Annotated in this window: 14 protein-coding genes; 11 read left to right on the top strand and 3 right to left on the bottom strand. The window is 68.0% G+C overall.

The window, feature by feature from the left end; genetic code table 11:
- Positions 1 to 59: 59 nt before the first annotated feature.
- From gap to SLNSH_RS00835, 10 genes are all read left to right on the top strand, one after another.
- A complete protein-coding gene (gene gap, locus SLNSH_RS00880) occupies positions 60 to 1,067 on the top strand; it encodes a type I glyceraldehyde-3-phosphate dehydrogenase (RefSeq protein ID WP_106334752.1) in 1,008 nt (335 codons plus the stop codon).
- Positions 1,068 to 1,200: 133 nt separating this feature from the next.
- A complete protein-coding gene (locus SLNSH_RS00875; RefSeq protein WP_106334751.1) occupies positions 1,201 to 2,394 on the top strand; it encodes a phosphoglycerate kinase in 1,194 nt (397 codons plus the stop codon).
- Between the two features lie 225 nt (positions 2,395 to 2,619).
- On the top strand, positions 2,620 to 3,708 hold the full coding sequence (fba, locus tag SLNSH_RS00870) for a class II fructose-bisphosphate aldolase (RefSeq protein ID WP_106334750.1): 1,089 nt from the start codon (positions 2,620 to 2,622) through the stop codon (positions 3,706 to 3,708).
- Between the two features lie 90 nt (positions 3,709 to 3,798).
- Positions 3,799 to 4,458: a thiamine phosphate synthase gene (locus SLNSH_RS00865; RefSeq protein ID WP_106334749.1), complete on the top strand. Its 660-nt coding sequence runs from the start codon at positions 3,799 to 3,801 to the stop codon at positions 4,456 to 4,458.
- Between the two features lie 5 nt (positions 4,459 to 4,463).
- Positions 4,464 to 5,450, top strand: coding sequence for a tetratricopeptide repeat protein (locus SLNSH_RS00860; protein ID WP_245421931.1), 987 nt, complete (start codon positions 4,464 to 4,466; stop codon positions 5,448 to 5,450).
- 75 nt (positions 5,451 to 5,525) lie between these two features.
- The gene (gene efp / locus SLNSH_RS00855; protein ID WP_106334748.1) at positions 5,526 to 6,092 is read left to right on the top strand and encodes an elongation factor P; all 567 of its coding nucleotides are present in this window, start codon (positions 5,526 to 5,528) and stop codon (positions 6,090 to 6,092) included.
- A gap of 44 nt (positions 6,093 to 6,136) precedes the next feature.
- Complete coding sequence (locus SLNSH_RS00850; protein ID WP_106334747.1) at positions 6,137 to 6,940, top strand: inositol monophosphatase family protein; 804 nt, start codon at positions 6,137 to 6,139, stop codon at positions 6,938 to 6,940.
- Positions 6,941 to 7,023: 83 nt separating this feature from the next.
- Positions 7,024 to 8,019 carry a flagellar motor protein MotA gene (locus SLNSH_RS00845; RefSeq protein ID WP_106334746.1) on the top strand — a complete coding sequence of 332 codons (996 nt, stop codon included), beginning with the start codon at positions 7,024 to 7,026 and terminating at the stop codon, positions 8,017 to 8,019.
- Complete coding sequence (locus SLNSH_RS00840) at positions 8,016 to 9,047, top strand: peptidoglycan -binding protein (protein WP_106334745.1); 1,032 nt, start codon at positions 8,016 to 8,018, stop codon at positions 9,045 to 9,047. Before SLNSH_RS00845 ends, SLNSH_RS00840 begins: the two co-directional genes overlap by 4 nt.
- A complete protein-coding gene (locus SLNSH_RS00835; RefSeq protein ID WP_245421929.1) occupies positions 9,047 to 9,487 on the top strand; it encodes a GNAT family N-acetyltransferase in 441 nt (146 codons plus the stop codon). The genes SLNSH_RS00840 and SLNSH_RS00835 overlap by 1 nt, the downstream gene beginning before the upstream one ends.
- A gap of 60 nt (positions 9,488 to 9,547) precedes the next feature.
- Here SLNSH_RS00835 and SLNSH_RS00830 read toward each other — a convergent pair whose 3' ends face one another.
- Positions 9,548 to 11,392 carry an ABC transporter transmembrane domain-containing protein gene (locus SLNSH_RS00830; protein WP_106334895.1) on the bottom strand — a complete coding sequence of 615 codons (1,845 nt, stop codon included), beginning with the start codon at positions 11,390 to 11,392 and terminating at the stop codon, positions 9,548 to 9,550.
- A 153-nt stretch (positions 11,393 to 11,545) separates the two neighbouring features.
- Between SLNSH_RS00830 and rpmE the strand changes: the two genes are divergently transcribed.
- Positions 11,546 to 11,776: a 50S ribosomal protein L31 gene (gene rpmE / locus SLNSH_RS00825; protein WP_106334744.1), complete on the top strand. Its 231-nt coding sequence runs from the start codon at positions 11,546 to 11,548 to the stop codon at positions 11,774 to 11,776.
- Between the two features lie 125 nt (positions 11,777 to 11,901).
- Here rpmE and rcdA read toward each other — a convergent pair whose 3' ends face one another.
- The gene (gene rcdA / locus SLNSH_RS00820) at positions 11,902 to 12,423 is read right to left on the bottom strand and encodes a protease adaptor protein RcdA (RefSeq protein WP_106334743.1); all 522 of its coding nucleotides are present in this window, start codon (positions 12,421 to 12,423) and stop codon (positions 11,902 to 11,904) included.
- Between the two features lie 438 nt (positions 12,424 to 12,861).
- Complete coding sequence (locus SLNSH_RS00815; RefSeq protein ID WP_106334742.1) at positions 12,862 to 13,059, bottom strand: DUF1192 domain-containing protein; 198 nt, start codon at positions 13,057 to 13,059, stop codon at positions 12,862 to 12,864.
- Between the last annotated feature and the right edge of the window lie 53 nt (positions 13,060 to 13,112).

The raw sequence follows: 13,112 nt of genomic DNA, 5'->3' as shown, positions 1-13,112 counted from the left end.
AATCGCAACCTAAGCCTTTGCTTTGCGTTGCGGCGGGGACAGATGGAGAGGATGAGATCATGACCGTACGCGTCGCCATCAACGGATTTGGCCGCATCGGCCGCAACGTGCTGCGGGCCATCATCGAGTCCGGCCGCACCGACATCGAGGTCGTGGCCATCAACGACCTCGGCCCGGTGGAGACGAACGCGCATCTGGTCCGCTACGACAGCGTGCACGGCCGCTTCCCCGGCACGGTGAAGGTCGAGGGCGACACCATCGACGTGGGTCGCGGCCCCATCAAGGTCACCGCCATCCGCAACCCGGCGGAGCTGCCGCACAAAGACCTCGGCGTCGATGTCGCCCTGGAGTGCACGGGCATCTTCACCGCCCGCGACAAGGCCGCCGCCCACCTGCAGGCTGGCGCGAAGCGCGTGATCGTCTCGGCTCCGGCCGAGGGCGCCGACTTCACGGTCGTCTACGGCGTCAACCACGACAAGCTGACGAAGGACCACCTCGTCATCTCCAACGCCTCGTGCACGACGAACTGTCTAGCGCCCGTCGCCAAGGTGCTGCACGAGACGGTCGGCATCGAGCGCGGCATGATGACGACCATCCACTCCTACACGGGCGACCAGCCCACGCTCGACACCATGCACAAGGACCTCTACCGCGCCCGCGCGGCGGCCCTGTCCATGATCCCGACCTCGACGGGCGCCGCCAAGGCGGTTGGCCTGGTGCTGCCGGAGCTCAACGGCAAGCTCGACGGCTTCGCCATGCGCGTTCCCACCCCGAACGTGTCCGTGGTGGACCTGAAGTTCATCGCCAAGCGGGCGACCACCAAGGACGAGATCAACGCCGCCATCAAGGCCGCGGCCGACGGCCCGCTCAAGGGCATCCTGGGCTACACCACGGACAAGAACGTCTCGATCGACTTCAACCACGACCCGCACTCGTCCATCTTCCACATGGACCAGACCAAGGTCATGGACGGGACGCTGGTGTCGATCCTGTCCTGGTATGACAACGAGTGGGGTTTCTCGAACCGCATGTCGGACACGGCTGTCGCGCTCGCCAAGCTGATCTGAGCCGCGACGCTCTCTCTCTGCGCCTCCGGCCCGCCGCGGCCGGGGGCGCCATCGCATCCGGCGCCAGCGTGTTCCTCCAGCGCGGCGCCGTGACGCGCCTTCGGGCGCCAGTTCGCATTCAGCAGGGGACACCATGACCGCCTTCCGCACTCTCGACAGCGCCAATGTCGCCAACAAGCGCGTGCTGCTGCGCGTCGACCTCAACGTTCCCATGGAGAACGGCAAGGTCTCGGACGCCACGCGCATCGAGCGCGTGCTGCCGACCATCCGGGAGATCGCCGACAAGGGCGGCAAGGTGGTGCTGCTGGCGCACTTCGGGCGGCCGAAGGGGCCGGATCCGAAGGAGTCGCTCAGGCCCGTGGCGGCCGCAGTGGCCGCGCATCTCGGGCGGCCGGTCGGCTTCGCGGAGGACTGCGTCGGTCCGACCGCCAAGGCGGCCGTCGACGCCATGAAGCCTGGCGACATCGTGCTGCTGGAGAACACCCGCTTCCACAAGGAAGAGGAGAAGAACGATCCGGACTTCGTGAAGGACCTCGCCGACAACGGCGACATCTGGGTCAGCGACGCCTTCTCGGCGGCGCACCGCGCGCATGCCTCGACGGAAGGTCTGGGCCATGTGCTGCCGGCCTATGCGGGCCGCACGATGCAGGCCGAGGTGGAGGCGCTGGCCAAGGCGCTCGAGGCGCCGCAACGGCCCGTGCTGGCCGTCGTGGGCGGCGCCAAGGTGTCGTCCAAGCTGGAGCTGCTCGGCAACCTGGTGAAGAAGGTCGACATCCTGGTGATCGGCGGCGGGATGGCGAACACGTTCCTGGCCGCCCAAGGCAAGGCCGTCGGCAAGTCGTTGTGCGAGAGGGACCTGCTCGACACGGCCCGCTCGATCCTGGAGACGGCCAAGGGGGCCGGCTGCGAGATCGTGCTGCCGATCGACGTGACTGTCGCCTCGGAGTTCAAGGCGCACGCGCCCAGCAAGGTCGTGTCCGTGGATGCGGTCGGGGCCGACGACATGATCCTCGACATCGGCCCATCCTCCGTCGAGGTCGTGAAGGGCAAGCTGGCGCAGGCCAAGACGCTGGTCTGGAACGGCCCGTTCGGCGCCTTCGAGCTGGAGCCCTTCGACAAGGGCACGAACGCGGTCGCCCAGGAGGCGGCGCGGCTCACAAAGGCCGGGAAGCTGCTCTCCGTGGCTGGCGGCGGCGACACGGTCTCCGCCCTGAACCACGCGGGCGTCGGCGAGGACTTCTCCTACGTCTCGACCGCGGGCGGCGCTTTCCTGGAATGGCTCGAGGGCAAGGCGCTTCCCGGCGTCGAGATCCTGCGCCAGCGGTAAGGCCGGCGCCGACCTGTTCGGCGGGCCGGGTCTGCAGTACGATCGAGGCGCCGCCCAAAGGACGAGCGTCGCCAGGCTCGAGGGAACACAGGAGCGGCTTCGGAAAGGAAGCCCCCTGAGGCTGGATCTCCCCCGTTTTCGTAAGGTGTCTCCGGCCCGGCAGGCCACAACAATCGCCACAATGGGCCGCCAAAGGCTGGCGCAGAACCAAGGAGTGACAGGAACATGGCGCGCATCACCCTGAGGCAGTTGCTGGACCATGCCGCTGAGCACGGCTACGGCGTGCCGGCGTTCAACATCAACAACATGGAGCAGGCGCTCGCCATCATGGCGGCCGCCGACGCGACGGACGCGCCGGTGATCATCCAGGCTTCCCGCGGCGCGCGCTCCTACGCCAACGACATCATGCTCAAGCACATGATGGACGCGGTGACCGAGATCTACCCGCACATCCCGGTCTGCGTGCACCTCGACCATGGCAACAACCCCGCCACCTGCATGACGGCCATCCAGGCCGGCTTCACGTCCGTGATGATGGACGGCTCCCTCAAGGAGGACGGCAAGACGCCGGGCGACTGGGAGTACAATGTCGGCGTCACCAAGACGGTGACCGACATGGCGCATCTTGGGGGCATCTCTGTCGAGGGCGAGCTCGGCGTGCTCGGCTCGCTCGAGACCGGCATGGGCGAGAAGGAAGACGGCCACGGGGCCGAAGGCAAGCTCAGCCACGACCAGCTCCTGACAAACCCGAAGGAAGCCGTCGAGTTCGTGCGCGCCACCAAGGTCGACGCGCTGGCGATCGCGATGGGCACCTCGCACGGCGCCTACAAGTTTTCCCGCAAGCCGGACGGCGCGATCCTGGCCATGAACGTCATCGAGGAGATCCACCGGCTGCTGCCGAACATGCACCTCGTGATGCACGGCTCATCCTCGGTGCCGCAGGATCTCCAGGACATCATCAACCAGTACGGCGGCAAGATGCCCCAGACCTGGGGCGTGCCAGTCGAGGAGATCCAGCGCGGCATCAAGCACGGCGTCCGCAAGATCAACATCGACACGGACAACCGCATGGCCATGACCGGCCAGATCCGCAAGGTCTTCGCCGAGAGCCCCGGCGAGTTCGACCCGCGCAAGTACCTCAAGCCCGCCATGGAGGCGATGACCAAGCTGTGCAAGCAGCGGCTCGAGGAATTCGGCACGGCCGGCAAGGCTTCCAAGATCGGCAAGATCATCACGCTCGGCGACATGGCCAAGCGCTACGCCTCCGGCGCGCTCGACCCGCAGTTCGGCGCCTCGGCCAAGGCGGCCGAGTAAGCGGCGCTTTCGACTGGCGCCCCCGGGCGCCGGACCTACGCACATCCAGGCTCCGGGCCCTGCCCGGAGCCTTCGCACGATCGCAGGACCATGACCGAAGAAGCGCCTACAGCCCGCCTCGTCCTCATGACGCCGCCCGTCCTGGACCCCACCGGGTGGCCGGGGACCATCGCGGACGCGCTCGTCGCCGCGGTCTCGGCGGCCCCGGTTGACGCCGTGCTGCTGCGGCTGCCGAAGCTCGACGACCGTGCGCTCACCAAGCTTCTCAAGCCGCTCGTCGCAAGCGTGCAGGAGCACAACGCCGCCGTGCTGCTGGAGGACGCGCCCGAGATCGTGGCGCGCGCCGGCGCGGATGGCTGCCACGTCGGCAACCCGGCCAGGCTCGGCGCTACGCTGGAGGCGATGAAGCCGCACGACCGCATGGTCGGCGTGGGCGCCCTTCGCGCCCGGCACGACGCCATGGAGGCCGCGGAGCTTGGTTGCGATTACGTGCTGTTCGGGGAGCCTCGGGCGGATGGAAGCCTGCCGCCCCTGTCCGGCGTGCTGGAGCGGGCCCAGTGGTGGGCCGAGCTGTTCCAGACGCCCTGCATCGCCTATGCCCCTACGCTGGACGACGTCGCGCCCCTGGCGGCGACCGGATGTGAGTTCGTCGCCCTGTGCGACGCCGTGTTCTCGCACCCGAGCGGCGCCGCGGAAGCCATCCAGCGGGCGCATGAGGCGCTCGCAGCCACCCCGCAGCCGGCGCGGTGACACGCGTGCGGCTCGTCCGAGGCCTGCAAGTCATCGCCGGCGTGCTGGCCCTGGCTGGTCCAGCCCAGGCGCAGTCCGGCGAACCGGCTCCCGCTCCAACCGTGGCGCCGGGGAGCGCCTCTGAAGCGCCAGCGCCGCCGTCCGCAAAAGCCGCGCCTGGGGGCGCACTGGACGAGGCGTACGGCGCCTACCAGCGCGGCCTGTACATGACGGCCTTCAAGGAGGCCACGAAGCGGATCGCGGACGATCCAAACGACACGGCCGCGATGACGTTGCTGGGCGAACTCTACAGCGCCGGCCTTGGCGTCGCCCAGGACTGGGCGAAGGCGGCGGAGTGGTATCGGCTCGCGGCCGGGCGCGGCGACCCGCGCGCGACGTTCGCGCTGGCCATGCTGAAGATCGACGGCAAGGGCGTGCCGCGTGATCCCGCAGAGGCGCGCAAGCTGCTGGAAAGTTCCGCGGAAAGCGTTCCCGCCGCGGCCTACAGCCTGGGCGTGCTGCTTCTTCAGGAGAACAAGGCGGATAGCGACCGGCGCGCCTTCACGCTGTTCCGCAGCGCCGCCGAGGACAACGATCCGGACGCCGAATACGCCCTGGCGATCCTGTTCCGGGATGGCAGAGGCGTCGGGCGCGACATCGCGCAGGCGGCCGTTTGGATGGGCCGCGCGGCGCGCGACCGCAACATCTCCGCCCAGGTCGAGTTCGGCGTCATGCTGTTCAACGGCGAAGGGGTCCGCAAGGACGAAACCGCCGGCGCCAAGATGTTCCTTGCCGCCGCCGAGCAGGGAAACCCGATCGCCCAGAATCGACTGGCGCGCGTCTACGCGGCCGGCCGCGGCCTGCCGAAGAACCTGGTCCAAGCCGCCAAGTGGCACACGCTCGCCACCATGCAGGGGATCAAGGATCCTTGGCTTGACGACGCCACCAAGGGTCTGACGCCGGACGAACAGCGCAAGGTGGACGAAGCCGTGCGCAAGTGGCTGGGCGACTGAGCGCGTTGCACCCTTGACCTTCGTGCGCCCGTGGTGCTTTTGGGCGCGTTCTCCGTCCACGAAAGATCTTCACGCATGGCCCGTATCAGCGGCAACGATATCCGTCCCGGCATGGCCATCGAGCACGACGGCGGGCTCTGGGTGGCGGTCAAGACCGAGAAGGTGAAGCCCGGCAAGGGACCTGCCTACAACCAGGTCGAGCTGAAGAACCTGATCGACGGCCGCAAGCTGAACAATCGCTTCGGCACGGACGACCGGGTGGAGGAGGTCAATCTCGAGTACCGGGATTTCCAGTTCCTCTACGCCGAGGGCGACCAACTCGTGTTCATGAACAACGAGACCTACGAGCAGATCGAGTTGCCGAAGGAGTTCGTCGGACAGGCCGCCGCCTTTCTGCAGGACGGAATGACGGTGACGCTGCGCCTGCACCAGGAGCGCCCCATCAGCATCCGGCTGCCCGAGCAGGTCACGCTGACGATCGTCGAGGCCGACCCGGTGCTCAAGGGTCAGACCGCCGCCTCGTCGTACAAGCCCGCAAAGCTCGAGAATGGCCTGCGCATCCTCGTGCCCCCCTTCATCGAGGCGGGCGAGCGCGTGGTGGTCGACACCTCCGAAATCACTTACGTGCGGCGCGCGGACTAAAACGCGCCCTTTCCAGCCCCGCCTGATCCGATCCGAGACACGCCATGATCCGCTCCGCCCTGATGACCGTGATGGTCGACGCCGTCATGAAGGCCGCCAAGGGCCTGCGCCGCGACTTCGGCGAGGTCGAGAACCTGCAGGTGTCGCGCAAGGGCCCCGGCGACTTCGTGTCCATGGCGGACCACCGCGCCGAAAAAGCCCTGCGGGAAGCGCTGGAGAAGGCACGGCCCGACTATGGCTTCGTGATGGAGGAAAGCGGGGTCGTCGAGGGGCGCGACAAGTCGCATCGCTGGCACATCGACCCGCTGGACGGCACCACGAATTTCCTCCACGGAATCCCGCACTTCTGCATCTCGGTCGCGCTCGAGCGCGAGAATGTCGTGGTGGCCGGGGTCATCTATGACGTGATCAAGGACGAGCTCTTCATCGCCGAGCGCGGCAAGGGCTGCTTCCTGAACAACAAGCGCATGCGGGTGGCAGCTCGATCGGACCACCACGACGCCGTGTTCGCCACCGGGATCCCGACCCTGGGGCGGCGCGACCACCCGGGCTACCTGAAGCAACTCTCCCGCGTGATGCTGAAGACGAGCGGCGTTCGCCGGATGGGCGCGGCGGCGCTGGACCTCGCCTGGGTGGCGTGCGGTCGCTATGACGCCTACTGGGAGCAGGGGCTGAACTCCTGGGACCTGGCCGCCGGGGCGCTGATGGTGCGCGAGGCGGGCGGCTATGTGAGCGACGCGTTCGGCAAGGACGACGTCTTCGCGGCCGACACCATCGTGGCCGGCAACGAGGACATGCACCGCGCGCTGCTGGACATCCTGCGGGAGGCCCGGGCGGCGACCGCCTGAGCCGACGGTTAAGGAAATCTTTGCGCCCTGCTTGAACGGATCGGGCAGGGCGGCCAACATGCGGGCCTTGATCGCGAGGCCTCATGGCGATTCCGGTGGAAGTCCAGCGTCTTTCCTCCCCGCGGCGGCACCTGCTGCGGATGGCGGTGTTCCTCATCCTGGCCGCCTTCGTGGCGCTGATCCTCTACAAGTCGATCTGGATCGCGTTCCTGGCCAACCCCGGGCTGAACGGACTCATCATCGGGGTTCTGCTGGTCGGCATCATCCTGGCGTTCAGGCAGGTCATCCGGCTGTTCCGCGAAATCCGGTGGGTCAACGCGGTGCGCTCGCCCAATCTCGAGAACCGGGACGTGCCCGCGCCCGTGCTGCTGGCGCCCATGGCGGCCATCCTGCTCAATCGGCAGGGGCCCAGCCCGGGGCCGGTGACCGTCACGCCGGCGATCCTGCGTTCCCTTCTCGACACCATGGGGATGCGCCTCGACGAATCCCGCGATATCGGTCGGTACCTGACCGGACTGCTGGTGTTCCTGGGCCTGCTCGGCACCTTCTGGGGTCTTCTGGAGACCGTGGGCTCCGTGGGGCGGGTCATCCAGTCCATGAAGACCGGGGCGGATGCGGCGCTCATGTTCGAGGACCTGAAGAGCGGCCTCGCCGCCCCGCTGGGCGGCATGGGGATTTCGTTCTCGTCCTCGCTGTTCGGCCTCGCCGGCTCATTGATCCTGGGCTTCCTCGATTTGCAGGCGGCCCAGGCCCAGAACCGCTTCTACAACGAGGTGGAGGATTGGCTCTCCACCACGGTCGAGGAGCCGTCGCGCGAGCCGCTGCCCATGATAGGCACGGGAAGCGGCACGGACGTGCGCGCCGCGCTCGACCGACTCGCCTTCGCGGTCCAGGAAGCGACTGGGAGCCGCGGCACCACGGCGGCGCTGGCGAACCTGGCGGAGGGGATCCAGGCGCTCGTGCATCACATGCGCTCCGAGCAGCAGCTCATCCGGGACTGGGTGGAGAACCAGGCCGGGCGCGACGCCGAAATCCGGCGCCTGCTTGAGCGACTGGCCTCCGAGGACATGCGGCGATGAGCCTCGGTCGGACACGGCGGGGGCAACGACCAATCGATTATTGGCCCGGCTTCGTGGACGCCCTGTCCACGCTGGTGCTGGCCATCGTCTTCCTCCTGTCGGTCTTCGTGCTTGCGCAGTTCTTTCTCAGCCAGCAGGTCACGGACAAGGACCAGGCGCTCAGCCGGCTCAATCGGCAGATTTCCGAGTTGACGGACCTGCTCGCGCTGGAGCGCGTCGGCCGCAAGAGCGCGGACGACAACGTCGCGCTCCTGTCCGATACGCTGAAGCAGACCCAGGCGGAGCGGGATCGCCTGCAGGGGCTTGTCGATTCCAGCGCGGCGGGGGCCGCGGCCGCCGGAGGGCAGGCGGCCGCGCTGAGCAAGGACCTTGAGGCGCAGCGTCAGCTCGCGGCCCGTGCGGCCAACCAGGTCGACATCCTGAACCAGCAGATCGCCGCGATGCGGCGGCAACTCGCGGCGCTGGAAGATGCGCTGTCGGCCTCCGAGGCGCGCGACAAGGAGAGCCAAGCCCGGATCGCCGACCTGGGCTCCCGGCTCAATGTCGCGCTGGCGCAGAAGGTGCAGGAACTCGCTCGCTACCGGTCCGACTTTTTCGGGCGGCTGCGGCAGGTGCTGGGCAACCGGCCCGACGTGCGCATCGTCGGAGACCGCTTCGTCTTCCAATCCGAGGTGCTGTTCGATCCAGGCGCCGCCGGGGTGAACCCGGCTGGGCAGGCGGAACTCGACCGGCTCGCGACGGCGCTGATCGCGCTCGACAAGGAGATCCCCGGCGACATCCCGTGGATCATGCGAGTCGACGGCCACACGGACAAACGGCCGCTGTCCGGCTCGGGGCAGTTCAAGACCAACTGGGATCTCTCGGCCGCCCGCGCGATCGCGGTGGTGCAATACCTCGTGTCGAAGGGCGTGCCGCCCCAGCGTCTTGCGGCGACCGGCTTCGGCGAATACCAGCCGCTGGAGCTGGGCGACAGCGAGGAAGCCTACAAGCGCAACCGTCGCATCGAACTCAAGCTGACGGAGCGGTGATGCGCATCCGACCCATGGGAGAGGCGGACCTGCCCGTCATGACCGACCTGTGGGTTGAGAGCTGGCGAGACGCCATGCCGCAGATCGATTTCGAGGCGCGCCGCGGGTGGTTCCGCGACCGTATCGCCGGGCATCGGGCGGCGGGGGTTTTGGTGTTCGTTGGGGAGGACGAGCACGGGCTTTGCGGGTTCGTGACCATCGACGAGCGCACTGGCCATCTGGACCAGCTGGCCGCCGCGCGGCGCAGTTGGGGACGAGGCGTTGCGCAGGCCCTTCTGGAGCACGCCAAGTCCATGTCGCCCGGCGGCGTCCATCTTGAAGTGAACGCCGACAACCCGCGCGCGGTCCGATTCTACGAGCGCGAGGGTTTTGTGCGCACCGGCGAGGGCGTCAGCGCCGCGTCAGGGCTGCCGCTGTTCCATTACGCCTGGAAGCCCTGACCGACGCGCACGGGGAGGCGCATGTCGGTCAATCCGGACAGTGACGCCGGAGGATCGCCGCTACTCGGCAGCTTCGCCCGCCAGCGCGGCGGCGCCGGCCTCGAACTGGAGGCGGGCCAGCCGGGCGTAGAGTCCGTTGCGCGCCACCAGGTCGCTGTGGGCGCCCTGCTCGACGATGCGGCCCTCGTTCATCACGAGAATCCGGTCCGCCTTCAGGATGGTGGCCAGGCGATGGGCGATGACGATCGTGGTTCGGCCTTCCATGAGGCCGTCCAGGGCCGCCTGGACCAGCGTCTCGCTTTCAGCGTCGAGCGCGGAGGTCGCCTCGTCGAGCAGCAGGATCGGGGCGTCCCGCAGCAGCGCGCGGGCGATGGCCAGGCGCTGGCGCTGGCCGCCGGAGAGCGTGACGCCACGTTCGCCCACGCGGGTGTCATAGCCGTCCGGCAAGGCCTCGATGAATCCGGCCGCGGCGGCCTGCCTGGCCGCTTCCCGCATCTGCTCGTCCGTTGCGTCAGGCCGGCCGTAGCGAAGGTTTTCGGCGATGGTGGCGCCGAAGATCACGGGGTCCTGGGGCACGAAAGCGATGCGGCGGCGCAGCGCCTCGGGATCGACCTCGGTCACCGGCAAGCCGTCCACGAGCACCCGGCCTGACTGCGGATCGTAGAACCGCAGGATGAGCTGGACGACCGTGCTCTTGCCGGCTCCGGAGGGGCCCACAATGGCGACGCGTTCGCCTGGGGCGACCGCAAAGCTGAGGTCGTCCAGGATCGCGTGATCCTCGCGCGCCTGATAGGCGAATCGGACATGTTCGAAGGCGACCGAGCCCACGGCGGGCTGGGGCAGGGACTTCGGGCTGGCAGGCACGACGATCCTTGGCTTCACGGCCAGGATCTCGGCGATCCGCCCGGCCGCTCCCGCGGCTGCGCTCACCTCGCTCCAGACCTGGGAGAGTTCGCCGAGCGCGCCGGCGCCGAAGACGGCGTAGAGCACGAACTGAGACAGTCGCCCGCCCGTGATGCGGCCGGTCAGGACGTCCTGGGCGCCGTACCAGAGCACCGCCACCACGCTGGCGAAGATCAGGAAGATCGCCACGGCGGTCAGGATGGCGCGAGCAAGCGTGGCCGTTCGCGAGGCGTGGAAGGCGTCCTCTGCGGCGCGGGCGAAGCGGGCCAGGGTTGAGCGCTCGGCCGTAAAGGCCTGCATGACGCGCGTCGCGCCGATCGCCTCCGTGGCGTAGGCGGAGGCGTCAGCCAACCGGTCCTGGGCCTGGCGGGAGCGCTGGCGCACGGACCGCCCGGAAGCCACGAGAGGCAGCACGATAACGGGGATGGCGAGCAGCACGAGGCCGGACAGGCGGGGGCTCGTGATCACCATCATGGCGATGGCGCCGACGAAGAGGACCAGGTTGCGGAGCGCGATCGAGGCGCTCGCTCCGAAAGCGGACTTGATCTGGGTGGTGTCCGCCGTGAGTCGCGAGACGATCTCGCCGGAGCGGGCCTGGTCGTAGAAGCTGGCGTCGAGCCGGGTGAGGTGGGCGAACACCGCCGTGCGCACGTCCGTCATCACCCGTTCGCCCAGCGTCATCACAAGGTAGTAACGGGCGGCGCTGGCGCAGGCGAGCACGGCCACCACGGCGATCATCACGCTGAAGTAGCGGTCGATGAAGCCGGCGTTCTCGGGCGAGAAGCCATTGTCGATGATGCGGCGAACGGCTGTCGGGATGGCGAGCGTGGCCACGGAGGCCAGCACCAGCGCCACCAGAGCGGCGGCGATGCGACCCTTGTACTGCAGCGCGTAGGGGAGCAGGGGTTTGAGGTCGCGAAGGGACGTGCGTTGCCGCTCGCCGGCCGCGGTCTCGGCCTCGGATTTCGTTCCGAGCGGTTCGACAGTCCTGGCGGGGGCCATGGATCGGGGGCTCTTCGACATCAGGGTCTCGTTTCCGTCAGGCGCCGCCTCGCGCTTGTGCCGAGAACCGGCCTGCGCTATAGGGGCGCACCAATCATTCAAGGCTCCTATAGACGATAATGGGGCGCTACGGCGACCCTGCGAGGACTACGCATGAAGGCAGAGATTCACCCCGACTATCACACCATCAAGGTCGTGATGACCGATGGCACGGAATTCTTCACCCGCTCCACCTGGGGCAAGGAAGGCGATGTCATGCAGCTCGACATCGATTCCAAGTCGCACCCGGCCTGGACGGGCGGTCAGCAGCAGCTGATGGACCGCGGCGGTCGCCTGTCGCGCTTCAACTCGAAGTTCGGCGGCTTCGGCCTCGGCAAGAAGTAAGTTCTTCGCGCGGCGCCGCGGGGCCTGCCCCCGGGCGCTTCGGAGCTGAATGCAAAAAACCCCGGCCTGGCCGGGGTTTTTTGTTGGTCGCGTGACGCTTGCCTGGAGGGCCGGGGCTCCGGCGCTCAGGCCTGGAAGGCCGACTGGAGCAGGCGCTGCTGCATGGCGACCGGGTTCGGGATGGTCGGGGCGTCGTCGAACTTGCCTTCCATGAGGCGGTCCAGATGCAGGATGCGGCCCTGCAGGCGCAGGGAGGCGCCGATCAGCATGCGCAGCTGCTCGGGAAGAGCCTCAATCGCCTCAGGGCTGCTGGAGCCGTTCTGGCTCGACAGGCGAACCTTGTCCTTCTGGCGCTTGGCGTCGTCGGCCGTCAGTTCGCCCTCGGCCACGGCGCGCTGCAGCAGGAGCCAGGAGGCGAGCTGCATCAGGCGCGTGGTGAGGCGCATGCTCTCGCTGGCGTAGGTGAGAGCAGCCATGCGGGGCAGATTCTTGGACTCGTCGCGGCCCTCGCCGTCCAGGTAGGCGGCGGTCGCCTCCACGAGCGACATGCCCTCCCGGAACAGGGTGCGGAACGCATCCGAGGACACGAAGCTCTGCGCGAAGGACACGGGCTTCGGAACGGCCACCTTGTGCTGCATCTCGCTCATCACGCTACTCTCCCGCTACGGACACGGCGCCGGACCGTCTTTCGTTCCAGGATCATCCCGGTTCGGGATCCGGCTGCCTTCGTGGCGGCACGGAGCAAACATAGCGCCACGGGTGCGGCCAAATCCAACTTAAGACTTTGTTAACCCTAACGCTGTGGAGAACCGGCTGGCAACGGGGCGGGGCAGGGGAGGGTTCCCTCGAGCCCATGGGCGTGAAAGCAACAAAAAAAAGCCGCCCGCAGGCGGCTTTCGAAGTGGGTAAACAGGGAGGCGTCAAACAGAGTGGACAGGAGCCACTCGACATCCAGAAGGAATCTGGATGTCGGATTCATACTCCCGAAAGCTTAATGACCGGTTAAAGCAAGCTTGAACTTGACGGAGTTGTTTCGAAAGAGGGCGCCGCTCCGGCCGGCGCCGTCCCGGAACGCCACACCCGCCTCAGCTCTTGAAGAACGCCGCGGCGGCGTCGCGCGAAGCCATCTTGGCGCGACGCGCCTCCTGCAGGCGCGCGATCTCCGCCTGGAGTTGCTCCACCCGCTCGTCCAGTTCGTCCACGGACATGGCGGAGAGGTCCTGCCCGAGGACATGCTGCGCCGGCTTGCGCTGGGGCAGGTCGTCTGCGAAGGGATCTGGCATGGCGCGCCTCCATCTCAGGTCGGGGCCGCGCAGGATAAACAAGGCCGGCGACG

This window comes from Alsobacter soli, from assembly GCF_003004785.1.
GTDB lineage: Bacteria > Pseudomonadota > Alphaproteobacteria > Rhizobiales > Beijerinckiaceae > Alsobacter > Alsobacter soli.
Note: the sequence above shows the minus strand (reverse complement) of the source record. Positions and strands in the feature narration are given on the sequence as shown.